Annotated in this window: 15 protein-coding genes and 1 other RNA gene; 9 read left to right on the top strand and 7 right to left on the bottom strand. The window is 35.3% G+C overall.

All coding sequences use genetic code 11. From position 1 onward, the window contains the following. Positions 1 to 844: 844 nt before the first annotated feature. On the bottom strand, positions 845 to 2,185 hold the full coding sequence (locus tag P3F56_RS03655) for an MFS transporter (RefSeq protein ID WP_281153434.1): 1,341 nt from the start codon (positions 2,183 to 2,185) through the stop codon (positions 845 to 847). 273 nt (positions 2,186 to 2,458) lie between these two features. Continuing rightward, positions 2,459 to 2,830: a hypothetical protein gene (locus tag P3F56_RS03650; RefSeq protein ID WP_281153433.1), complete on the bottom strand. Its 372-nt coding sequence runs from the start codon at positions 2,828 to 2,830 to the stop codon at positions 2,459 to 2,461. A gap of 486 nt (positions 2,831 to 3,316) precedes the next feature. Here P3F56_RS03650 and P3F56_RS03645 point away from each other — a divergent pair, with 486 nt between their 5' ends. The 4 genes from P3F56_RS03645 (at position 3,317) to P3F56_RS03630 (ending at position 7,730) form a co-directional block, all read left to right on the top strand. After that, a complete protein-coding gene (locus tag P3F56_RS03645) occupies positions 3,317 to 5,245 on the top strand; it encodes a long-chain fatty acid--CoA ligase (protein WP_281153432.1) in 1,929 nt (642 codons plus the stop codon). 36 nt (positions 5,246 to 5,281) lie between these two features. Beyond that, a complete protein-coding gene (locus P3F56_RS03640) occupies positions 5,282 to 5,731 on the top strand; it encodes a YlqD family protein (protein WP_281153431.1) in 450 nt (149 codons plus the stop codon). Between the two features lie 749 nt (positions 5,732 to 6,480). Continuing rightward, positions 6,481 to 7,134, top strand: a complete 654-nt coding sequence (locus tag P3F56_RS03635) for a sigma-70 family RNA polymerase sigma factor (protein ID WP_281153702.1) — start codon at positions 6,481 to 6,483, stop codon at positions 7,132 to 7,134. A gap of 29 nt (positions 7,135 to 7,163) precedes the next feature. Continuing rightward, complete coding sequence (locus P3F56_RS03630; protein ID WP_281153430.1) at positions 7,164 to 7,730, top strand: anti-sigma factor family protein; 567 nt, start codon at positions 7,164 to 7,166, stop codon at positions 7,728 to 7,730. Between the two features lie 413 nt (positions 7,731 to 8,143). Here the strand turns inward: P3F56_RS03630 and P3F56_RS03625 are convergent, their stop codons facing one another. Further along, complete coding sequence (locus tag P3F56_RS03625) at positions 8,144 to 10,090, bottom strand: S9 family peptidase (protein ID WP_281153429.1); 1,947 nt, start codon at positions 10,088 to 10,090, stop codon at positions 8,144 to 8,146. A gap of 1,661 nt (positions 10,091 to 11,751) precedes the next feature. Between P3F56_RS03625 and ftsH3 the strand changes: the two genes are divergently transcribed. Then, a complete protein-coding gene (gene ftsH3, locus P3F56_RS03620; protein ID WP_281153428.1) occupies positions 11,752 to 13,602 on the top strand; it encodes an ATP-dependent zinc metalloprotease FtsH3 in 1,851 nt (616 codons plus the stop codon). A gap of 75 nt (positions 13,603 to 13,677) precedes the next feature. Here ftsH3 and P3F56_RS03615 read toward each other — a convergent pair whose 3' ends face one another. Next, complete coding sequence (locus P3F56_RS03615; protein ID WP_281153427.1) at positions 13,678 to 15,150, bottom strand: sodium:solute symporter; 1,473 nt, start codon at positions 15,148 to 15,150, stop codon at positions 13,678 to 13,680. A gap of 1,191 nt (positions 15,151 to 16,341) precedes the next feature. On the opposite strand from P3F56_RS03615, the gene P3F56_RS03610 reads away from it, so the two are divergent. The 3 genes from P3F56_RS03610 to P3F56_RS03600 are packed head-to-tail and all read left to right on the top strand — an operon-like array spanning position 16,342 to position 21,051. Next, positions 16,342 to 17,229, top strand: coding sequence for a glycosyltransferase family 2 protein (locus P3F56_RS03610; RefSeq protein WP_281153426.1), 888 nt, complete (start codon positions 16,342 to 16,344; stop codon positions 17,227 to 17,229). 39 nt (positions 17,230 to 17,268) lie between these two features. Beyond that, positions 17,269 to 20,355 (top strand): glycosyltransferase family 4 protein, encoded by a 3,087-nt coding sequence (locus P3F56_RS03605; RefSeq protein ID WP_281153425.1) that lies wholly within the window; start codon positions 17,269 to 17,271, stop codon positions 20,353 to 20,355. A gap of 27 nt (positions 20,356 to 20,382) precedes the next feature. Further along, on the top strand, positions 20,383 to 21,051 hold the full coding sequence (locus P3F56_RS03600) for a sulfotransferase family 2 domain-containing protein (RefSeq protein ID WP_281153424.1): 669 nt from the start codon (positions 20,383 to 20,385) through the stop codon (positions 21,049 to 21,051). Position 21,052: 1 nt separating this feature from the next. Here P3F56_RS03600 and P3F56_RS03595 read toward each other — a convergent pair whose 3' ends face one another. Genes P3F56_RS03595 through P3F56_RS03585 form a run of 3 tightly spaced genes read right to left on the bottom strand, consistent with a single transcriptional unit; the run spans position 21,053 to position 23,449 of the window. After that, entirely contained in the window at positions 21,053 to 21,454 is a 402-nt protein-coding gene (locus tag P3F56_RS03595; protein ID WP_281153423.1) for a hypothetical protein, read from the bottom strand. After that, the gene (locus P3F56_RS03590; protein WP_281153422.1) at positions 21,447 to 22,220 is read right to left on the bottom strand and encodes a sulfotransferase family protein; all 774 of its coding nucleotides are present in this window, start codon (positions 22,218 to 22,220) and stop codon (positions 21,447 to 21,449) included. Before P3F56_RS03590 ends, P3F56_RS03595 begins: the two co-directional genes overlap by 8 nt. A 17-nt stretch (positions 22,221 to 22,237) precedes the next feature. Then, on the bottom strand, positions 22,238 to 23,449 hold the full coding sequence (locus P3F56_RS03585; protein ID WP_281153421.1) for a glycosyltransferase family 4 protein: 1,212 nt from the start codon (positions 23,447 to 23,449) through the stop codon (positions 22,238 to 22,240). Positions 23,450 to 23,556: 107 nt separating this feature from the next. Here P3F56_RS03585 and ssrS point away from each other — a divergent pair. Further along, positions 23,557 to 23,740, top strand: a non-coding RNA gene (gene ssrS, locus P3F56_RS03580) — 6S RNA. Positions 23,741 to 24,902 lie beyond the last annotated feature (1,162 nt).

Genomic DNA, 24,902 nt, shown 5'->3' with positions numbered 1-24,902 from the left:
AAAGTGAACTCCAGGCAAAATGGATGGCTGTAAACATATCTCAAACTGTATTTAAGAAAAACATTTAGAAGCCGAGGATATATTGCTAAAAAACTATTTGACAATCTCTATAAAATATGATCTTAAGTAATTATTTGTTATTAACAATAAATGAAGTAAAAGTTAGTAAAACTGACTAATAAAATTCAACCTAGTAAGTATTTTAAAAATGAAACAGTTAACGATAAACTTAAGGAAGTAAGCTTAAACTAGTCTAAAAAAATAATTAAAAAATAGTGGCCGTTAGATATTAACCTATTTCAAAATTTAGTTAACACAATTAGAAGATCAAGAACCATCAAAATTAACTACCGGACTAAAGAGTTTATCCAGAGCTAAAACAAAAGTAGAAATATTCTATTTAGGTAGAAAATGATAGGAAGTAAAAAATATCCGAGGGGGTAAAACATCCAAAAAACAATAAGAAATAATATTAAGATAGATCATTAGAGAGAAAGAAAGAGCTTAGATGATCGTCAACTTTGTCGTATTTTGACTTAGATATTAAAAATAACAACAATTTTTCTTATATATAGTCGAACTCACGCTGTTTAAGGGCACATATAGCATTGATATAAATCTTCCTCTTTAAGGACGGAGCATCCAAGACCTTTCTTTTGCCAATATACTCTCTGATAGCCCTCAAATGAGTGGTTTAAGACGGTTAAAAGCTTAGGAAACGCAGAGTGATGAAACTGAAGTTGAACTATGCAACTTTACCTGAAATTTCCTTCACACCATTATGACGTTTCCTCTTCATAAATAGCTAAGTTTAAACAATGTGAAAAATCTGAGAAACTAAATCTTAGGAAGGAGATAAAATTTCTGGTTGTATAGATGTCTTTTCTGAGGTTTCAGGTTTATCAACAAAATGCACTAACATAGCAGCTAGTAATAAAGAAAAACCTCCTACAACCACTACTAATAAACAGTTACTATCAAGAAAAATTTTCATAATCCAACCTAATCCTAAAGCTGCAAAAATTTGGGGAATGACAATAAAAGCATTAAAAATTCCCATGTACAGTCCTATATTTTGACTAGTTACAGTTTGAGACAAAATAGAATAAGGAATAGCTAATATGCTTGACCAAGCAATGCCAAAACCTATCATTGGCAATAAAGCCAATAGGGGTTGATCAACAAACACCAAAGAAATTAATCCTACTCCTCCGCAAATTAAACATAAAGAATGAGCAATTTTATGATTAATTATTTCTGTTAATTTTGGTAACAGCCAAGAAAAAATAAGACAGACTCCATTGTAGACAGCAATACAAATTCCTGCCCATTCAATACCATCTGTATATAATTGAGAATTTTCTCGCACTGCCCCAAAAATATTGTGAGCAACGGCCGGAGGAAAATAGAGAAATACACAAAAAATTCCTAACCAGGTAAAAAATTGTACTACTGCCAATTGTTTCATCGTCGTTGGCATGGCTTTAATTAGCCAAAAAATTTCTGTAACTTTATCTAAAGCACTCTTGCTTTTTTGAGCATTTCGTATTTTTTCTAGGTTCTTCGGAGGAGTTTCTGAGGTAGTTACTACCGTCCAAATTACAGTGCCTAGAAAGACTGCTGCTCCAATATAAAAAGATGATTTCACTGAAAAAGGAACCCCTAGTTCTTTTCTATCGTCCACATGGAATAAATGAGTCAATATCCAGGGAAATAATGAAGCTGTAACTGCCCCAGCTCCAATGAAAAAACCTTGCATTGAAAACCCTCGAGTATGCTGTTTTTGGGGAAGTAAGTCTGCAATAAAAGCTCGAAAAGGTTCCATGCTAATATTTACAGAAGTATCCAAAATCCAAAGCAATCCAGCTGCCATCCATAGGCTAGAAGAATTAGGCATTAAAATAAGAGCAATAGAACTAAAAATAGCTCCCAACAAAAAGTAAGGTCGTCTACGTCCTAGAGGTCCCCAAGTGCGATCACTCATATAGCCAATAATAGGTTGAGCAATTAAACCACTTAAGGGAGCCGCTAACCACAACATAGGGATTTGTTCAGGCTCAGCCCCTAAATACTCATAAATTGCACTAGTATTGGCCATCTGTAATGCCCAACCATATTGAATACCAAAAAAGCCAACGTTCATGTTCCAAAGTTGCCAAAAATTCCGAATTTTTTTTTCCGTCATAGGGAAATCTTTTTTTACTTAATTTGACAATTTATTGAAATTACAAAATTATGGTTTTAGATCCCGTTCCATTTATGAACGGCTTCTTCTGGGGTGTTTGTTTCTTTAGGAGTCGATAATACTTGACAGGCAATGGGAATGGCGCTTTAGTGCTGATTCGCCAGGTCTACTAACACATGGGTGGTGTTAACCCCTTCTGTAGCCATTAAATCTTCTAATCCTGATAGATTAAGGCGTAGTCTCAAAATCAACTTTCACTATGGTCATTTCTGGTTAAGCACGTTTTAACATGGCAGATTTTGTATTAGTTCCTAAATGTAGACCATCACAAACCTCCAATGTAATTGTCATAACGTTTTGGATTTTTTCTACGGTACGTTCATTTGTGCTGGCTAAAATTTTAGTAGCCTGTAGTTTTTTCTCCATCTCTTTAAAAAAATTCAGCCTTGATAAAACAACAATAGGATAGTCTAGAAAAAATTCTTGCCAAATTTGGCATATAGTATGAATTTTTCTATAAAATAGACCTTTAGTTACCGTGACAACAAGAATATTTGCTGGAAAATTAAACATAATCCTGATCTGATAATGATGATGTTGGTCTGTTGATTGCTCATTATGTCCTATTGATTTCCACTTTTTCACTTAAGTGAATCTCAAACTAGAACATTTCGTTTAAAGACGGCTCTAAAGATTATTTAGAGCATCTTCTTTGTTATAACGTTATCTTTATAAGTAAATCGTAACACTTTATTCAAAACTCATAATTGCTTATGATTAAGGGGATAGGTTTTTATTGAAATTATCTTTTTTTATTGATTAAATTGTTATATTTAATGGTTTCTAATTTCTAGAAAAATGATTAGTTGGTAACTTTTTACGAGTTTATAAAATTTATGTCAGTTAGACTTTTTATATTTAAAACTTGGGTGAGGATAAATATTCTACAATAACTAAATATTTACTGACAAAGCAAAAGGACTCAAACTAACTATTGTTATTAGATGATTGAAACTTTCGTTTCATCGAAACAGACCCCTATTTCGATAATTCTATACGAGTTGTGCACTGTTAATACACCCTTCTGAAAGGGTTAATATTTGATTGACAAATATTTTTCAACTAAATTTGATGACAAATCAACCAGACTATTCATTAATCAATACCTTACCTGAAATTTGGCCCCTAACAGCCAAAAAATTTAAGGATATCGTTGCCCTTGAAGACCCCCATAGTACGCCCAAAGTAAGCATAACTTATGGTGAGTTGTACCAAAATATTAAAGACTTCGCCGCAGGACTACAAAGTTTAGGAATAAAATCTTCCTCACAAGTTGCTCTTTTCGCTGATAATGGCCCCCGTTGGTTTATAGCCGATCAAGGATCAATGATGGCTGGTGCTGCTAATGTGGTACGTTCGGCCCAAGCCGATAAAGATGAATTAATTTACATTTTGAGTGATAGCGATAGTAAAATCCTCATTGTAGAAAACCAAAAAACTTTAGCTAAACTCCGGTCTGACCTTAATAGGTTGCCTATTGAACTAATTATTTTGTTAAGTGATGAACAAAGAAATTCAGACGACATTATCAAAATCTTCAACTTTCAAGAATTGATGGAATTAGGAAGCCATTCCACCCTAAAACCTGTTCGTCAAACAAAAGAAACACTAGCCACCCTAATCTATACTTCCGGAACTACCGGACGACCGAAAGGGGTCATGTTGTGTCACAGAAACTTACTCCATCAGGTAATTTACTTGGAAGCGGTTATCCAACCTAGACCAGGTGACCGAGTCCTTAGTATCCTACCATCATGGCATGCCTACGAACGTAGTGTAGAATATTTTCTCCTTTCCCGGGGTTGTATTCTAACTTACACTAATATTCGTACGTTTAAGGCTGATCTCAAACTATTCAAACCCCAACACATGGTGGGAGTTCCCCGTCTTTGGGAATTCCTTTATGAAGGCATTCAAAAGCAATTTCGGAAACAAAGTTCTATCCAACAAAAAATTATTCAATTCTTCCTGACCGTTTCAGAACGGTACATTATCGCCCGACGTATTGCCAATAATCTTAGTTTGGACCACTTCGAAATTTCTAGTGCAGAACGCCTCTTAGCTAAAATCAAGACAGCTTTACTAACTCCCCTTCATAGGTTAGCAGACAAACTAATCTACAGTAAAATTCGGCAAGAAGTTGGAGGAAACCTTAAAACCGTCGTTAGTGGAGGAGGTTCTCTGGCTAGACATATCGATACCTTTTACGAAATTGTTAACATCCCCGTTTTAGTGGGTTATGGGTTAACTGAAACGGCTCCCGTTACCAACGTCCGTACCCACAGTCACAACTTACGCGGATCATCAGGACAATGTATTCCTGAAACCGAAGTTTGTATTGTTGATCCTGACAGCGGCCAACCAGTTCCCCAAGGAGAAAGAGGACTTGTATTAATTCGGGGAACTCAAGTGATGCAGGGTTACTATAAAAACCCCGAAGCTACCGCCAAAGCTATTAATGATGACAGTTGGTTTAATTCAGGGGATTTAGGTTGGTTAACTGATACGGGTGATTTAGTGATTACTGGACGGGCCAAAGATACAATAGTTCTGAGTAATGGAGAAAACATCGAACCACAAGCTATTGAAGACGCTTGTACGCGTAGTCCCTACATTGATCAAATTATGTTGGTAGGTCAAGATCGAAAAGCTTTAGGGGCGTTGATTGTGCCTGACCTAGAAGCATTAGACAAGTGGGCACAAAGCCAACAAATTACTCTAAACTTTCCCGATGTGTCCGGAACTTCTGAAGAAATTGCCTGTAGTGATCTTTATAGTCAGCCCGTACAAACTTTATTTCGGGAAGAGTTGAGTCGAGAGGTGAAAAAACGTCCTGGATATCGCCCTGATGACAAAATAAAAAGTTTTAAATTCGTTTTAGAACCCTTTTCGCGGGAAAATGGCTTAATGACCCAGACATTTAAAATTAAACGGCAAGTCGTTATACAACAGTATCAGGGTATGATTGACGAGATGTTTGACTATGGGCAAGTTTCCTAATTAATCATCAATAATTTATGAAAGGATTGAAAACCAATGGATGAAGCAAACACCAGCTTACTGCTAAAACGACCTATTACCCTGAAAATAATAGTTACGACAACTTGGAAACAAGAGGCACAACAGCAACTTCAAGCGCAAATTACTCAACTTGATGACCAGATGCAGCAGATTGAAATACAAGGTCAACGGGCGATCACAGAAATTCAAAAACAAAGTATCTCTCCCCCGGGACCAGCAGTCACTGAACAAATTGATAACATTCGACTCCAGATTAATGAAAAAAAAAGCGAGATGTTAGAAAGTAAAAATCAGTTTTTACAGCAAATGCAGCAGGTTCAATTGTTGGAGTTAGATCAGGAAGTGGTTCAAGGGCAGATGGAAAGTTTTTTCCGTTTGGAAAAAGGAGATAATTTACTCAAAAAGTTGAATATAGAAATTGTGGTTCGTGATGGAGTTGTTGAAGAAATTCGTGGTGATATTTAAAAATTTTTAGAAATATCAGAAGTGCCAAGCCAAAAATCAATGAAGTAAATCAGTAATGGGTGCTTCAGCCCTTACTGATTGTCCATTTCTCTACTTTAGAGTTAACTAAAATAACAGCAATCTAATCTAAAATTAGACTATTATTAAGTGAATACGTCTAATACTAGTTTAGTTACCATATTTTTGGAAAAAATATGGTAAGTTTTATGAATTAAAATGAGTTAAATTTTAAATTCTTTATTCTATCTCATAATTTTTTTAAAATACTCATTAACTTAAGGCTCATCTACTAACATCTATAATCTCTCTACTAACTTAATTATTTAGAATTAATTTAGTAAATGTTTTTTAATAAATTTTGAAATAATTTTTAGATCTTTGCTATGATACTATCTGCCATAATCTTCTATCAATTAAACTTTTTTTAGGCAGCCATGTACCTTTAGCAAAATGTCTATCAACTAAATTCAGCCATTTTGTATCTACTCTTGGAATTTAATTTCATAATAGTTTTCTCGTTAGCAGTTTGACAAATTTATGAATAGTTAGATGAAGTAATCAAACGTTATTTTAAGTTTACAATTGTTGCTAGCTAAAAAACAATTGAAAAAAGACATCTTCTGAAAAGATGCCCACTTTACTAATATCCTTAGCTTTCGATTGACAAACAATTGTTAATGGGAACCTTATAATCAAATAATTCGTCTCGGAGAATTAATGTGAGGAGTAGTCACGCATCGGGTAACCTAATGAGTCAAGCAATTCCAGCATCTTGGTCAACAGCAGAAGGGAAACGAGCTTCCCTCAAGCTATCTCCAGAGCGACTGTCTAATTACGACCTAATTTTATGCTGTCAAGAAGGATTTAAGCCGGACCGGATAGCATTTTCAGAGCTATTAAGTCGTTATCAGTCTCATGTAGATAGGATTCTCTATCACCTTGCTCCTGATTGGCAAGATAGAGCAGATCTTGCCCAAGAAGTTTGGATTAGGGTTTATCGCAATATTAAACGCCTGAAGGAACCGGTAAAATTTCGAGGTTGGTTGAGTCGCATTGCCACAAATTTATTTTACGACGAATTACGTAAACGTAAGCGGGTTAGTCATCCTATCTCCCTAGATGCTCCTCGACGCGTCGATGACGGAGAGATTGAATGGGATATTGTGTCCGATTACCCCAGTCCTGACGATGACTTGGCAACTCGTGAGTTCTATGACCGGCTAAAAGTAGCGATAGCCGATTTACCAGAAGCGTTTCGTATAACTATTGTCCTACGAGAAATCGAAGGCATGGCCTACGAAGAAATTGCCCAAATGACAGGGGTTTCCCTCGGGACGGTCAAGTCTCGTATTGCTAGAGCGAGAACAAAATTACAATCAGTTCTCCAACAATATATAGACTAAAATAAAGACGAGCCGAGACTATTACACCATTGTCCCTTTTGGCAATCTGTGAGGGGTGTCATGACAATGCTATCATTAGCATCCGTCTCCGCAGCCAACTAATTTGGTTTCGCTCCTTGGAGAGGTATATCATGATGTCTAACTTTGAACAACAGCATTTGCAATCAGCCGATTCGGGTGATATGAAGGATCAGTTTGAGCGTTTTGAGTTGTTAAGTGCCTATTTAGATGGGGAGGTAACAGCCAAAGAACGTCGTCAAGTACAGCAACTACTTGATACAGATCCTCAGTTTCATCAATTGTATATCCAGCTTTCTCGTCTACAACGGGAGATTCCCACTATTCCGTTTCCCCCAAGTCCGGTTTCATCTCAACGGTTATCTGAAAGCGTTTTCGAGAAAGTTGATCGTCAAAACCAAACCCAACGACTTATCCAATGGGGAGGTGTGGTGATCGCAACAGTTGTTATGGGAATTATTTATAATTTTTACCTAGAAAAACAATCTCTGTCTCGTAATTTTGCTGATGTAGAGGCAGAACCATTAACCATCGCGTTAAATCGTCCCGTAGTTGACATTCCTCCCTCTCCTCAATGAGAATTATAAAGGGGGTACAGTCCACTCTCTTGACAAAATCAGTATAGATCTTAAGTTTCTAGCTTTTTCTCGGGTTATAACTTCGGTCCGAGTCTTTCTAAGTGGATTTCCCGAGAGAGAATAGACAAAAAGTGATAGTCAGAGATGTTCATTATTTTGAGGTAATATTCTATGCTTAGACACTTCTAAAGTGTCTAACTTTTAGTTTTGTTGGGTCCCAAAAAGTTAGTGAATATCCTTAAACCTTCCCGTGTCTCATGATCATTGTAGGATAATCTAAATTCGGGCGATAAAGTTCTCTACTCGTGGAGGACTTTATCCCTCTATCAAGCGATTTTAGCAGTAAGTAGAATGGTTAAACTCTTCTGATTTTAAGGTTTCGTTAACAAAAACTCTTAACATAGTCAAAGATTTTAACTTAGGTATCCTACTAGATTAGTAATCTCGATTGGCTCTAACTTTTCTGCAGGTTCAAAGCCGAAAATTCGAGAGTAAAAATAAAATTCTCCATCTAAAGCCCGTTTAATATTTTCCCCGCGACGAAATCCATGTTGTTCTTCTTCAAAGGGAACATAAGCAACCGGAAGTCCTTTTTCTTTAATAGCATCTACCATCATTTGTGCTTGAGAGGGGGGAACTACCTTATCTTCTAATCCCTGAAAGAAAATAACAGGACAGTTTAAACTCTCGGTAAAATAAATAGGTGACCGCTCTTGATAAATGGCTTTTTCTTCAGGATATTTTCCAATTAATCGGTCTAAATAACGACTTTCGAATTTATGAGTGTCTTTAGCCAATGCTTCCAAATCACTGATCCCATAGTAACTTGCTCCAGCTTTAAAAGTATTCCGAAAGGTCAACGCGGCAAGGGTAGTATATCCCCCAGCACTTCCCCCAGAAATAGCTAGGCGATCACCATCAACCAATCCGTGTTCTGCTAAGTATTTAGCCCCGTTAACACAATCATCCACATCCACAATTCCCCACTTACCATCCAACCTTTGACGATATTCCCGCCCAAACCCCGTACTTCCTCCATAATTAACGTCGAGATAACCAAATCCCCGACTCGTCCAATATTGGATCCGTAAATTCAAACTAGAAGATGCACAGGCTGTAGGCCCTCCATGACTTTTGACTAATAGGGGAGGTAATTCTCCATTAAAAGAAATGTGATCTTTATTGTTGGGGGGATAGTACCAAGCATAAGAAGTCAAACCATTTTCGGTGGGAAAAACAATCATTTCAGGGGTAGACAGATGACCGGCATCGATATCTAGCTCATTAGATTGTTTTAGAATAGTTGTTTCGCCAGTTTTTAGGTTTAAATGAACGATTGCTGTGGGTTTAGTGGGACATCCTCCAGTGAAAACAACTTGATGGTCTTTGGCTTGAACCGAGGCAATATCAGTATAGGGAATTTCTAAAAGCGTTAACTGTTTTTTTTCAGTATCCAATGTAGCTAAATTCCACTGTCCTTCTTGACAGAAGGTACAAACCAAGGTGTTTGTCGAGATAAACGTATAAGTAGATAGACCAAACACCCAATGGGGACAAGCAAATTCTCCATTCAGAGGAAAAAGGGGAACAACTTCCCCTTTTTGGGTATGGCGGTATAGATTCCACCATCCCATGCGATCACTGGAAAAATATAATTGACCGTCGGAAGACCATCGGGGTTCACAAATCGACTCATCATAACTTCCTGCAATCTTTATTGGCTGCCCTAAAGAACCATTTTCATCCAAATCTGCTAACCATAATTCTGTTCGGTCCCAGGGTAAATTAGGATGATTCCAACTAATCCAAGCAAGATTAGTTCCATCATGACTTAGACGAGGACTTGAATAAAAATCATGTCCAGAAACTAGGGTATTAACCTCACCTGTATTGAGGTCGATGCTGACTAAAGTATTTTCTGGTTCTATTCCTAGGTTGCTGTGATCTTCACACACACTAATTAAACGATTTTTGGAAAAATCTAAGATAAAATCAGCATAGCGGCATCGATTTTCCGGGGTTAGAGGTTCAGGGTCTCTATTGGGTAACTGTTTATAGATGCGTTGATCTTTAAAATTAACGAAATAAATAGTTCCTTCAACAATCAAAAATGCTCCTCCCCCATATTCATGAACACGGGTCTGCACATTGAATGGTTGAGGCGTTTTATCTGTGATTTGGCCATCAGCACTACGTTTAACGAGAACATTGCGTCCCCCTTCTGTTGCTCTTGATTCTAACCAATAAATGTCTTCATTATCGAAGGTTACTTCCCCTAGTCCGATACTTCCAGAGACGATTAGATCCGCAGTTATAGGAGATTTCCAAGAACCGAAAGGTGTTAATGTTGGGGATTTCATGGGATTCTCTAGAATTTTAAGGATAAATTAGAGAAATTATTCGAAATAATTTCTTTAATCAGAAATTTTGTGGACAGAGTATCAAGATATCTAAACCATTTGCTAATTTATCAAGTCGTACTAACAAGATACCCAGTTTTGGGTTTTATTACGCAATGAGCGGGTTAGATTTTGTAAAGACTCTATGAGTCTACCTCAGTGTTGAGGTTAACTTAGAAAGTTTCTTATAGTTTTCATCTTTAATACTTAATTACTCTTGTAACTAAGTATTAAAAATTTAAATCCCTTAAATAAACAGGTTTATTTAAACATAAAAAAACAAAAAAACTATTAATTAGTCTTAAAGTTTGACCATGCTTAACTTAATTTAGCTATTGTTTTACACAAAAAATTGCTTGTAAATAGATGATAAATATCAAGTCATTCTAAAATTGGTCACTCTATTTAAGTAACCAATTTTAAGGACAGAATATATAGGCAACTTTTTTTATTTAATCTTAAAGGTAACCAACCAGCTTTAGTCACCTTATAGTCAAATTCAATATAGGTTTTATGTTTAGTCTAAAATCTGCTTTTTTGGGGTAAAATTAGAAATTTTAATTAGATATTTTAGAAAAAATTTTGTAAATAAAATAGGTTAGTGCAAGCGAGAAAAATTATTTTTTATTTAGAAGCGCTCAATAATAAAAAGTTATGAAATTTTACGCCTATAAGGATATTTTCTTATGTCTCTTAGTAAGAGTTTAGACGTAGAAGTAGTATTGGAAATAGGAGGAGATAGTTTTCTATTACCGGACAAAGAATTGTCATTTTAACATATGGTAATTAAAGTTATTGTTCAATTTTTGATGTCATATTAAACATTAATTTTTTTTTGTACAAGTAATATTCAGCTTGAATTTTATCATCTGAATTAAATATTTTTATTATTAATTAATAAAGTTAGCTTATCTATCTATATTTCCTGTCCTCACTATATTTTGAAACATTTTTTCTACTTAAACAATAATCATGAATAATATTTTTTAAGAAAAATTATTATTCATGGTAACCTATCAGCTTTCTAAAATAAAGTATAAGAAAATAAGTTTATCATTTTTAATTGATTTTAAGAAAAACTAATAAAACTGCATGATTTTAGTCTGAAATCAAACAAACTTATATATGGCAATAATTACTTAGTATTTATGTCTAATAATTAACGCTATATATATCTGTTTTAATAGAGTTTAAATTTATAAATATTTAGCTCAAATTTCCTTAATAGACAAAAACTATACAATTTATAAATAAACGAAAAAACTTAAAATTATCTTTTTTATTTAAGTTAAATGCTTTTCTTTAAAGGCTTTTTCTCGCTAATAGATCTAAAAATTGCTCGCAGCTATTAGCGAGAAAAAGCCTTCAAAGAGATACAAATTTGAAAAAATCTACGTTAAAACTGTAGATACCACCAGTGATTGGCTACTCGAACTCGATTTTTAGTTAGACTCAAAACAGGATCTATTAGGAAATTGTTCCAGAAAAGGATTAACATAAATTAACAAATGTTTATCTTCCGGGAATGTTTTCTAACATTGCCACCAGTATTATTCAGATAATACCTTGGTGTACATTCAAAAATAAACGATTCCCTTACCCTCATCTAGGAGGCTTACAGCGTGAAGAAGAATAATAAAAAATGGCGTAATGCTGGACTATACGCACTATTGTTAATAGTGGTATTGGCCTTAGCTTCTGCATTTTTTGATCAACAACCTCAAAGTCGGGAACCTCTCACCTACAGTGAATTCATTAAGAAAGTTGAAAATAATAAAATTACACGGGTTACTTTAAGTGCTGATCGCACTGAAGCAAGAGTTCCTAACCCCAATGGTGGTGCACCTTTATTGGTTAACCTTCCAAACGATCCTGACTTAATTAACATTTTGATCCGAAATAATGTCGATATTGCCGTTCAACCTCAAAGTGATGAAGGACTATGGTTTCGGGTAGCCAGTAGTCTATTCCTTCCTATTTTGTTGTTGGTAGGACTTTTCCTATTACTCCGTCGCGCCCAAAGTGGACCTGGTTCTCAAGCGATGAATTTTGGTAAGTCTAAAGCGCGGGTATTAATGGAACCCCAAACTCAAGTTACCTTTGGGGATGTAGCTGGTATTGAACAAGCTAAATTAGAATTAGCTGAAGTCGTGGACTTCTTGAAAAATGCTGATCGCTTTACTGCTATCGGGGCAAAAATTCCTAAAGGAGTTCTTTTGGTTGGACCTCCCGGAACCGGTAAGACTCTTTTAGCTAGGGCAGTAGCTGGAGAAGCTGGTGTTCCTTTTTTTTCTATTTCTGGGTCAGAATTTGTAGAAATGTTTGTTGGTGTCGGGGCTTCTCGTGTTCGAGATCTTTTTGAACAAGCCAAAGCCAACGCCCCCTGTATTGTCTTCATCGATGAAATTGATGCCGTTGGTCGTCAACGAGGTGCAGGTTTAGGCGGTGGTAACGATGAACGGGAACAAACTCTCAACCAATTACTCACCGAAATGGATGGTTTTGAAGGCAATACAGGGATTATCATAGTTGCTGCTACGAACCGTCCCGACGTTCTTGATGCGGCTTTATTACGTCCAGGTCGTTTTGACCGTCAGGTCGTGGTTGATCGTCCTGACTACGCAGGTCGTAAAGAAATTCTCAAGGTACACGCCCGTGGTAAGACCTTATCTAAGGACGTTGACCTCGATAAAATTGCTCGTCGTAGTCCTGGGTTTACAGGTGCTGACCTGTCTAACCTTTTAAATGAAGCTGCCATTCTGGCTGCCCGTCGGAATTTAACAGAAATTTCTATGGATGAAGTTAATGATGCTATTGATCGTGTCTTGGCTGGTCCTGAGAAGAAAAACCGTGTAATGAGTGAAAAACGTAAAACCCTTGTGGCTTATCATGAAGCCGGTCATGCTTTAGTGGGGGCGTTAATGCCTGACTATGATCCCGTACAGAAAATTAGCATTATTCCTCGTGGTCGCGCTGGCGGGTTGACCTGGTTCACTCCTAGTGAAGATCGTATGGAGTCAGGCTTATATTCCCGTTCGTATCTCCAAAACCAGATGGCCGTCGCTTTAGGAGGTCGTGTGGCAGAAGAGATCATCTTTGGAGAAGAAGAAGTTACTACTGGTGCTTCTAATGACCTTCAACAGGTGGCGCGGGTTGCCCGTCAAATGGTGTCTCGTTTTGGAATGAGTGATCGCCTTGGCCCTGTGGCTCTAGGTCGACAAAATGGTAATGTTTTCTTAGGTCGTGACATCGCTTCTGATCGGGACTTTTCTGATGAAACGGCTGCCGCGATCGATGAAGAAGTTCGCCAGTTAGTCGATAATGCTTACAGAAGGGCTAAAGATGTCCTAGTAAATAACCATCATATTCTTGATAAATTGGCTGAGATGTTAGTAGAGAAAGAAACCGTCGATGCCGAAGAACTACAGAACATTTTAACCAGTAATGAGATCAAAATGGCTGCTTTGGCTTAACATCTATGGTTTAACATTTTAACAATTTCATCTTTTTACCCCGCTAATTTAACAAATTAGCGGGGTAATTATTTATTAAGTCCAAAGAGTAAGCCCTTTGAGAGAATGTTTTGCCGGCCGTTGACCTAATGAAGAAATCAACAAACCTAACATAACCGAAAGGGGAGCCGAAATCGCAGATTGCCAAATTCCTGGAAAGCTAAACCATTTCAAGGTTGAACTAGTCGCAAGAAGAGCAACCGAAGCAATCGTTCCGTAAAATGCTCCTGTTGCATTAACACGAGAAAAAAGAACTCCCATAAGAAAAATTCCCAGTAATGGCCCCAAAAACATTGCGGTATACTTTATTAAAAATGGAAGTAAAGATTCTCCTGTTGAAGCAACATAAAACGCCAAAAGAATACCAAGAATACCCCAAATTAAGATCAAACCCTGAGCTACCTTCAAAGATTGAGACTCGCTGGGTTTTGACGGGGAGTAACGCTGATAAAAGTCAACCGTCATGCAAGTAGCCAGAGAATGAAGCGCAGAATCAATTGATGACATGGCCGCCGCAAAGACAGCTGCAACTAAAAATCCTGAAGCACCTGCTGGAACTTGATTAACAATAAAATAGGATAGAATTTCATCGGGTTTGATATGATCAGGTAGTCCAGTATTTAGGGAATAAAACGCAAACAAAAGAACTCCGAGCAAGAGAGTGGCGGCTACACCGACAAAGCCGGAAAACCATCCCAACAAAATTGCCTTACGTGCCGAGGTCAAATCAGCACACGAAACATAACGTTGAACAGATTGTTGATTTGTTCCTGCCACAGCAAAGGCCAATACTCCATAAGCGCATAAAGCTGTTGGTAAGGAACGGATTGATTTTGGTTCCCAGGATAGGTTAATTACAACCAGTTTTCCTCCTTCTTCTGCGACACGCCAGAGTTGTCCAAATCCACCAGATACACTTGATACAATCGCCCAAATTCCGACGACCAAACCCACAAAAATCATGAAAAACTGAAGCACGTCAGTCCAAACAACTGCCGTAATCCCGCCAGCTGTAGTGTAGACCACAGACACAATGCCGACGAGTAATATTGAAACATACAGTGAAAGTCCCGTAACCATTGAAACGACTAGGGATGCAGCATATAAAAGTCCTCCTAACCGAGCGATGACAAATAAGAGAAAACACAATGAACCCAGAGAGCGTGTTTTTGCATCGAAACGTTTCTCAAGGTATTCATAGGCAGTAGTTAAATTAAGCCGAACAAAAAATGGTAGAAATAGAAAGATAACTAGGCCGCAACCAATCAAATCACCTAACTGAAGTTGAAGATATAAAAAACCATGATTATATCCTTCTCCAGGACCCCCAAGAAGTGAAGCTGCTGAAAAAGATGTAGCAACAATTGACAGGCCAACTGCCCACCAAGGTAGTTGCCGTGATCCTCGGAAATATTCATCCGTGTTGTTTTGTTTGCGACTTGCCGCAATTCCAATTCCGAGTACAACTATTGCATAAATTAAAATAATGACCCAATCGATTGTACTCATAGAGACTCTAAACTCCTGCCGTTTTGAAGCCAAACAATAGTATAGTATGTCGATAGTAGTTTTCCAAAAAGTTTAATATTTTCATACATATAACACTACCGATGAAGGTGTTTTACATTGGTCAAAGCAGTAAATACTGTTTGCGTCAATTTTTGCTTTTTGTTGAATGAACTAGTAAAATACTAAGTCAAGAAACTTTGCGTTTAAAATTGACTAACTTTCTAAATATATAGATCTACTTTTAATTAACTTTATTTTACTACTAAAAAACTCTATTATTACTTAGTTTTTTAAAGTAAAAATAGACTATATTTTTGCAGTATATTTAGAAAATATCTACGATATTCGTGGACAATAAATATTTTTTACATAAAAAAGCTAATTTCAATAGTCCTGAGTAAGTCATATTTTTTTGAATAAATGTTATGAAGTTTTCTTCTAACTGGTTCGTTCTTGAGATCTTTTGTAAAGTCTCATGAACCTAATATGTCTATATTGTTATTTATTAAATATTAACACTTAATCCTTTGTATTATCAATCTTTATTATAAGAGTTTTTCGACTACAAAATTACTGCCTATCTAAATTTGATAACACCAAATTATAACTTTATTTTCCTTGAACTAAACAGTATAAATTAATTTATAGATATCTTAATCTCTATATATTTTAATTTTTAAAAATTAATTTTTAAGGTTATTTCTGTCTCTTTTATTTCTAAAATCTAAAAGTAACTTTTGAGAGCAATCTAGAGCTGTTTTCAATTGTGTTCTGGTGTCCAGATAAGTTAACTGACTCGTCAGGATAACATAGTTATGAGTTAACAACCTTTCATTGTTCAATTTTTTTTCTTTTAACCCCGTTTAACTAGTGCTACTAAATCTTGATCTTGATAATATAAGAGATGTTAAGATATTTTTTACTTTATTTTGCTATCTATTTAATAGGATGTCATTTTTATAGATTATCTCAATATTTTTTGGAAGTTGTTATTTGTTAAGATATCATTACAGGACTTATGAAATATTTATAGAGCTCAATCAATACCCCTTAATAATATAATTAAGAGTCAATTAAGTCTGTATATAGAGTTTCTAATCTCCTATTTTAAAAAAAGTTTTTTAGGTAGGCTTGACAAATGTACAAATATTTGAGCATTATATTAGAAAACCTAGTTTTACTATTTAATTAATGTTAGATACAAACAAAATAAAATTCTCGGTTATTACAGTTTGTAAAAATGCAGATAGATTTATAGAGAAAGCAATACAAAGTGTAATTAATCAATCTTACCAAGATTTAGAATATATTATTATTGACGGAAAATCGCAAGATTGTACAGTTAAAATAATCGAAAAATATTTAGACAGAATAACTAAGTTTGTCAGTGAAACTGATTCAGGTATTTATTCAGCAATGAATAAAGGAATTAGATATTCAACGGGAAATTTTATCTGTTTTTTGAATGCTGATGATTATTTTGTGGATGACGGTGTTATTACTGATCTTGCTAACTATATCAAGCAAAATCCTTCGAGTGATTTTATTTATGGAGATTTAGAGGTTCGTTATCCTTCAGGACGTTTAATTCGTGTAAACCCTCCCACACCTGAAAATGTCCTTGATGAACTAGTTTGTGGCTGTCTTCCTCATCAAGCAAGTTTTGCAAAAGCTGATCTCTTCTTCTCAACCATAGGATTTTTCAATGAAAATTACAAAATTTCATCAGACTATGAATGGTTTCTCAAATTAACACAAAATGAGACGGTGAAATTGAGTTACTATCCTAGATTAATTAGTTCTTACTATTCGGGCGGATTATCTAGTCAAATCAAAATATCTGTGGCTGAATCCTATCACATTCAAAATCAACACCCACTTTATCAAACTCCCTATTGGATGAAAAGAAGAATCTTGAAGTATCAAGAATTTGTGATTAATCTACGAAAATGCTTAGCTGACACTGAAGAAAGCCGAGATTATATTGAACAGCAATATTTAGGATTAGAAAAAAGATACAAAAACCTTAAACAAGATAATCAACAACTACAGGAAAAGTTAAACTTTCTTAAACGTTAATAATTTTATATTTGATAATTAATTAATAAAAGAAATAAAATGATAAATAATTTAAAACAATCAGAACTGAACCTCATTATAGCTCCTGAAATTAAAAATGATGAATTTTATCAAGCTATTCAAGAAATAGCTCGTTTTAGTAAAATAAGAACAGTTTTAGAGATAGGTTCTTCTTCAGGAAGAGGTAGTACAGAAGCCCTGACTAAAGGGTTACGAGAAAATCCCAACCAGCCAACTTTATTTTGTATGGAGGTATCTCAAACTCGTTTTAATGTCTTGAAACAACATTATAGTGATGATCCATTTGTTAGGTGCTACAATGTCTCTTCTATTGCTATTGATCAATTTCCTGATGAAGAAACAGTCAGAAAATTTTATCACTCTCATCAGACATCTTTAAATAAGTATCCTTTAGAAAGAGTCTTGAGTTGGTTATCTCAAGATATTAATTATGTTAAGGGTTCTCAAGTGCCTGATAATGGAATTGAAATAATTAAAAGAGAAAATTCAATTGATAAATTTGATCTCGTCCTAATCGATGGTTCGGAGTTTACAGGAAATATTGAATTGGAGCAAGTATATGGGGCAAAAATAATTCTTTTAGATGATATTTGCACTTATAAAAATTGGGGAAATCATCATCGTTTACTTTGCGATACTAACTATAAACTAATCAAGCAAAATTCAACACTTCGTAATGGCTATTCTATTTTTATTAGAGTTGATTATTTGTCAATTTTTCAACCTCCTATAAACACTGTAGAAGAACAGCCTATCCACTTTTTTACCATAGTTCTGAATGGAAAACCTTTTATTGAATATCATATTAATATCTTTAAACAACTTCCTTGCCAATGGTACTGGCACATTGTTGAAGGAGTGGCTGAACTAAAACATGATACAGCCTGGAGTGTAAACAAAGGAGGAGAAATTCTTAGTCATATTCATAATGAAGGACGTAGTGTTGATGGAACGACTGAATATTTAGATCAGTTACGACAGCAACATCCTGAAAATATTAGAATTTATCGAAAACCCAAAAGAACCTTTTGGGATGGTAAAAAAGAAATGGTAAATGCGCCTTTAGAAAATATCGACCAAGAATGTTTATTATGGCAAATTGATGTTGATGAACTGTGGACTGTTGAGCAAATTATTCAAACTAAAAAATTATTTAATGAGTATCCTGACAAAACAGCTGCCTATTTCTGGTGTTGGTATTTTGTTGGGGAAAAACTAGTTATTAGTAGTCGTCATTGCTATACTCAAAACCCTAATCAAGAATGGTTAAGAATTTGGCGATTTCAACCAGGAGATATTTGGCAAGCCCATGAACCCCCAAGATTGGTTCGTCCTCAACCCGATGGACAAATAAAAGATATTGCTGAAATTAACCCTTTCTTGCATCATGAAACTGAGAAAAACGGACTACTTTTCCAACACTTCGCTTATGTTACCTCTGGGCAACTTTACTTTAAAGAGAGTTATTACGGTTATAAAAATGCTCTTCAAGAGTGGAAAAGATTGCAAGAACAAACTGAGTTTCCAGTTTTATTAAAAAATTACTTATCGTGGGTCACAGATGAAACTATTGCTGAACCAGCAAATATTTGCGGTGTTGCTCCCCTGATGGAAAAAGATGTTACTTCTCAATCTTGGCGGTTCTTAAGTTCCAAAGAAATTCAACAAAAAACTATGGATGTCAAAAAACCTTTTCCTCAAATTGTGATCGATGGAGTCTTCTTCCAGTTTGCTGACTCGGGAATTGCTCAAGTTTGGAGAAGCTTATTAAAATGCTGGTCAGAAAACGGATTTTATAGACATTTAATTGTTTTAGACCGAGCAGGAACTGCTCCGAGAATTCCTAACATTCGCTATCGTCCTGTTCCTGCTTATGACTATGATAAAACTGATATAGACGCTCAAATGCTTCAGAAAATTTGTGATGAGAAAAGAGCTGATTTATTTACTTCTACTTACTATACTACCCCCTTATCTACCCCGTCAGTTTTTCTAGCTCATGATATGATTCCTGAAGTGATTGGGGCTAATTTAGAGGAAGTTTGCTGGAAGGAGAAGTACTATGGCATCATGCACGCTTCTAGTTACTTGGCAATTTCTCAAAATACCGCTTATGATCTTACTCACTTTTTCCCCCATATTTCGCCTAATGAAATAACCATTGCTAATTGTGGAATAAAACCTATTTTTGCTCCGGCAAAAGAACAAGAGATCAATCAATTTAGACAAAAATATAACGTCAGAAAACCATATCTACTTTTAGTAGGAGAAAGAATGGGATTAAATGGTTATAAAAATGCAATCTATGTATTTAGAACTTTATCTAAATTGGTTGATAAACAACAATTGACTATTTTTTGTGTAGGAGGTAAACCAGAATTAGAACCTGAGTTAACAGCACTCGCAGAGGGAATTGAAACTTTTGTTGCTCCTCTAACTGATGAAGAGTTAAAAGCTGCGTATTCTGCTGCTGTAGCTTATGTATGCCCGTCTAAATATGAAGGGTTTGGCTTACCAATTTTAGAAGCAATGGCTTGTGGTTGTCCTGTGATTACTAGTCGTAATTCTTCTTTGAGTGAAGTAGGAGGTGAGGCAGCTTATTACCTTAATGAACTCAATGAATATGAGCTAATTGAAGCGTTATATAAAATTCAAAATGTTGAAATTCGTCAACATTTAATTGAGGCGGGATTTGCTCAAACTAAACACTTTTCATGGTCAAATATGGCTAATATTGTGGCTGATGTTTTTCTGGAAACCTCTGAGAAAATCAGAACAGGAGAAATAACGCCCGTCTCACCCATTTGGAAATTGTTGAGAAAGCAACAATCTTTGTTAAAACAATCTAATAGTCTTTTAGAAAAAATTGAACAGGAATTAAATATTACCAATGTGCTTGTTGAACAATATAAGGGAGAATTAGAACAATATCATCAACAGTCTCGATCCTATATTACTAATGTTGACAACATTGTCAGTTTGAAAGAACAATTAAATATAGCACAAACAAAAATAGAGGCCATGAAAACTAGTAAATTTTGGAAGTTACGGACTAAATGGTTCCACCTCAAACAAAAGTTAGGTTTGCCCACTGATAAAGATTAAAAACTTAAGTAAGTATCTTAGTCACTTATGCTTTCTGTACAGAAACGATTTTTATTTATTCATGTTCCAAAAACAGCAGGAAATAGTGTTCAGAATGTTTTACAGCACTATTCTGAAGATAAAATTGTGACTCATGGAGAACATCAGGATGGAGTTGAACGTTTTGAGGTTAGAAATGATGTATATGAAGTTATAAAACACTCAACCCTAAAACACTACCAGGAAATCTTAGAAGTTGATCTATATCAAAAACTTTTTAAGTTTGCTACCATTAGAAATCCTTACGATCATATGATTTCCTGGTATTTTTCACCCCATCGGGGGATTCAAAATTGGGTCAGACAAGACTTCATTGATTTAATTGAAGAAGTACCAAATTTAAGAGAATATATTACTTTTTCTTCAAACTCTTTTTTAGGAAAAAAACTAAAAAAACTAGGCTTATCTATCAATTTTAATCGCAAAAAACTAGATGAAGATATTGATTTTTTAATGCGATTTGAACATCTTAACGAAGATTTTCAAAAAGTATGTGAAATAATTGATATTCCTTACCAACCCTTACCTGTTCGGAATAGATCTAACCGAAAACATTATTCTATTTATTTTGATGAAGTATTAAAAGAAAAAGTTTACACAAAGTTTCAAGAAGAAATAGAGTGGGGAAACTATAAATTTGAACAAGTAAAATATTAAGCTACTCTTCTATTTTTAAACCTAGAGATTTTTTAAGTTTCAAAAAATAAGTCCTTAACTGCCAAAATTTACTACTTTCCATGCCTATAATAGTAGCTTTACTATTATTAAGTTCTTCCTGTAATTTATCAATATATTTTAATAAAAAAAGTCGATTTTCTTCACTGATATTTAGTTTATTCTCAATATCTTCTATTTGTGTTTCTCGTTCATTAATTGTCTGTTGAAGTGATTTTTGTTGAACTTGACCTTCTACTAATCGCTGCATAGTGTCGGCCAATTTTAATTGGGTTTGATGTAAGAGATACTGAATTGCTCTTAATTCTTTACGCCCTTTTAAAATAGTTAGGTCTCGTGATTCGAGTATATCCCAAACTGTTTTTAACAATTCTGTTTCATTCATAACCTAATAATTTATCTGCCCTCCGACAGTTTCGATCAACACTGGCTGCGATATAAGACTCAGATTCTGTATTACTCGGAAGTAACTTAATCTCAGTAAGTTGTCCACCTTTTGATGATTGCTTTAAGCGATTATCTCCTGTACAACGATCAAAGTGATGAAATCTCTTGATAAAAGTTGGATCGTAATTAATGTCAAGAATTTCGCAGATCGAATGAATTTGAGTTAGAGGATCCTCACAGATTTGTTCATAATGGAAGATCGGATATTTCCAAATAGCCTGAGCATATTTTAGATATATTTCTCCAAAGCGTTGAACCGGACACTGTAAGTGTTGAAAGGTGCGGGTTATCGACTCATAAACATCAGCCCCACGACGAGTTATAACTAAGGGCAAAGGGGTTAGTCCGTAATGAGATAAATAAATGGCCTGCTCTAATAAGAAACTCGGTGTCAAGATGTTATCTCCTGTGGGATTTTCAATAAAATTTACCCCAGTCCAATCACGAATAATAAGATGATAGTTAAATTTTCGAGATATGGTAGCTAAATAGTTTATCTGTTGTCCATAGGGTTTTTGGACAAAATCATTAACCTGATCTTGGGTTAAAAGACTAAGCCAGTGTTGTGCTTGATAAGCAATAGGACTGACGGCAGCTAGGGGATTGACTTCCGATAAAATAAGATTACCTGGAATACTCCCTAAACATCGGTTAACTAATGTTCCTCCTGAACGAGGATAGGCATAGATAACAGGAATTTTCATTGGGTGATTATAATCGTTTATGATGTCAAATTGGCTAGGAGTTGTTCATAACGTTCGCCTGTTCGTTCCCAAGTGTACTCTTTTTCGACCAAAGCTCGACCATTGATAGACAGTTTTCCCCTTAACTTGGGTTGTTCAAACAAGCGGCCAATAGCATAGACATACTCATCTACCCCATTGGCCCTCATGGCACTTAGAGGAACCCCAGTGCCGTCAATGGGTAATCCTTCTAAACCGTAATCACTCGCTACTAGGGGGGTACCTGTCGCTAAAGTTTGGAGACTTCTAATTTTGGTCCCCGTACTTTTGCGAATAGGAATAACACAAACCGTTGCCCAATGAAGATATTCAATCACTGAAGGCACTTGACCTGTTACTGCAATCCCTGGAATTTGTCCGAGTTCTTTTACTTCTGGGGCAGGACGAATTCCCACTAATTCTAATGTAGCTTCTGGATAACGTTTACGCAGTTTCGGAAAAACTTCCAAACTGAAGAAACGCGCTGCATCAATATTTCCAGGTTTGTCCATCGCTCCAATAAAAACAACACGCTGGCCCCCCTGGTTGACTGTTCGTTTGGGAAACCTACTTAAATCTAACCCGTTGGGGATGAGGGTAACAGGAGTTTCTAGCTTTAAATCTTTTAGTAGTTTTTGCTCAGTTTTCGATGTTGTTACAACTGATAAAAATTTACCACAATACTGCTTTTCATAGCGACGTAATAAAGGTAAGTTAATCTGATTTCGCAAGCCAGATTCTGTTGCTTGGGTTTTTGTTTGATGTTTATACGTTCCCCACACCGAACGATGAATATTGATCAGTGTCGGTAATTTTTCCCGCCACTGAGGACGCACATAGATTTCATTGCTACTTCCTTCACAGGTTAGGAGATCAAACTCTCCTGAATCTATAGCTTGGTCTAAGCATTCTTGAATCTTGAGAGAATAGTGGGATAAAAACCTTGGAGGAGTCCCCTGTTGGAAAAAGACTCCTAATTGTTTAGCTTTATTAAGAAACCCTGACGAATTAGCTTCGCGGTTAACAGATGGAAAAATAATACAGTTTTCAACCTGTTGCCTTAAGCTATTTATATCCTCTTCTATTATCTGCTCGGGGAATTGCGTCACAAGGGTAAGATCGTGACGTTTATTTAGATGTTTAAGCAAGGAAAACGTTCTCATCTGAGTTTTACCCTGGATGGGAGGGTAGGGAAAAGTAGATGAGACCATAAGAATCTTCATCCGCGATCGCTGATTGAGACTGGATAATTCTAGCAGCATTCATCTTAATAGCAATAACTAGAGAACCTCAACTCTTCCAATTATGGTAGGATTAGTTGTAACTGCCGCGTTGGTGACTGCCAATAAAGTTTTTTGATCTATGCTTTGTAAGTTTAGGGAGCCGGCAGCTTTTTGTGGTAGTAAACCGGGCTTGTACTCGGAAACAGAAATAAAAGGCGTTAGCACCCACCTGGTCCATCCAGGTCATAAACTGAGGTAAAACGGCACGGCGGTTTTTTATTGCAATTAAAATCCGAAGGTAGTTTTCGTTCGGATAGGTTAAAGTAAAAAAACTAAGAAATATTAGTTGCGCAAAAAAATAAAGCCATACTTCATAGATATTCTCAATAGAAACTAAGAATAATACGAATCAACATAGCCGAGGAAAATTTCCTTTAATTTAAGACAGAATAGATGTCGTAGAACAATCGCTAGAATAAGATGACGATGCGACTCTACAGGGACTAAGTACTCGCTTATGCGAAAAAATAGATGTTACAGTTGGTCTTCCTCCCAGGTGCTCTTTGCTCCAAAAATTTAAGTTAACCTAAAAAAAACACTTCAGTCCTTGGAAGCTTACAGATACAGAGTGAAAACCTTGAGGCGGAAATATTGAACTACACCTGGAAAACTCAAACTTTCAGACCTAGTTTTTCTTGACAAAACTGGAGTTCATATAGCCATTGTTCGTTACTTTGCCAGTGCAACTAAAGGGAAATAATTCTATAGAAAACGGCCGATAATCTCAGACATTGAAACGGGTAAAAATTGATGAAATTGCTATGATTAAAGTATAAGAAAATTATTTTGTAGTGTGAGTGTTTTTGGATAAATAAGTGAGTGCAGGAATGATAAAGATAAAAATACCCAAATAAATGATAAAATGCTCAAGAATTACAAATAAAAAGGTTTAAATTAAACTTTACTGATAAAAATGCCACAGACTAAATTCTTAACAGACATATTTTTTTCATGAAATAGGTAAATACTCAAAAAAAATTGAAAAATTGATATTTATCTCAAGTAAATATCATTTTTGTTGGAAAAATAAAGTTTTTAAATAAGTAAAAAATAAGTACAATAACTATTTTTAAAAAAATATCTTTTTTCTAAAAAATATTAATTAGATTTTGAAATAAAAAGGCATATTCTTTTTATGCTAAAGAAGTATAGAAAGGGATAATAATGAATTAACGTAGATTTAAAGGAGAGTTTATAGATTTGGAAATTATCGTCAATTTTAAAACTTGAAGTTTTTTTGAAAAACTATTTAACCAGTTTATTTTACGTTATTATTCTAGGATAATCGTCATTTTTTTGATAAAAAAATAAGTTAACAAAAACTTTTATATCTTAGAAATGAGATGATTTCTACTCAAAAAATAGATTTGGTACATTAAAA

It is taken from the genome of cyanobacterium endosymbiont of Epithemia clementina EcSB (assembly GCF_029919255.1).
In the GTDB taxonomy this organism is placed as follows: domain Bacteria; phylum Cyanobacteriota; class Cyanobacteriia; order Cyanobacteriales; family Microcystaceae; genus Rippkaea.
The sequence above is the reverse complement of the archived record's forward strand: the minus strand, read 5'-3'. Positions and strand labels throughout refer to the sequence as shown.

Excerpts from the sequence above, each read along its gene's own strand:
- P3F56_RS03610 (WP_281153426.1), top strand. The coding sequence starts at position 16,342 with ATGTTAGATACAAACAAAATAAAATTCTCGGTTATTACAGTTTGTAAA.
- P3F56_RS03585 (WP_281153421.1), bottom strand. The coding sequence starts at position 23,449 with ATGGTCTCATCTACTTTTCCCTACCCTCCCATCCAGGGTAAAACTCAG.
- P3F56_RS03635 (WP_281153702.1), top strand. The coding sequence starts at position 6,481 with ATGAGTCAAGCAATTCCAGCATCTTGGTCAACAGCAGAAGGGAAACGA.
- P3F56_RS03595 (WP_281153423.1), bottom strand. The coding sequence starts at position 21,454 with ATGAATGAAACAGAATTGTTAAAAACAGTTTGGGATATACTCGAATCA.
- P3F56_RS03600 (WP_281153424.1), top strand. The coding sequence starts at position 20,383 with ATGCTTTCTGTACAGAAACGATTTTTATTTATTCATGTTCCAAAAACA.
- P3F56_RS03605 (WP_281153425.1), top strand. The coding sequence starts at position 17,269 with ATGATAAATAATTTAAAACAATCAGAACTGAACCTCATTATAGCTCCT.
- P3F56_RS03615 (WP_281153427.1), bottom strand. The coding sequence starts at position 15,150 with ATGAGTACAATCGATTGGGTCATTATTTTAATTTATGCAATAGTTGTA.
- P3F56_RS03625 (WP_281153429.1), bottom strand. The coding sequence starts at position 10,090 with ATGAAATCCCCAACATTAACACCTTTCGGTTCTTGGAAATCTCCTATA.
- P3F56_RS03640 (WP_281153431.1), top strand. The coding sequence starts at position 5,282 with ATGGATGAAGCAAACACCAGCTTACTGCTAAAACGACCTATTACCCTG.
- P3F56_RS03645 (WP_281153432.1), top strand. The coding sequence starts at position 3,317 with ATGACAAATCAACCAGACTATTCATTAATCAATACCTTACCTGAAATT.
- P3F56_RS03590 (WP_281153422.1), bottom strand. The coding sequence starts at position 22,220 with ATGAAAATTCCTGTTATCTATGCCTATCCTCGTTCAGGAGGAACATTA.
- P3F56_RS03655 (WP_281153434.1), bottom strand. The coding sequence starts at position 2,185 with ATGACGGAAAAAAAAATTCGGAATTTTTGGCAACTTTGGAACATGAAC.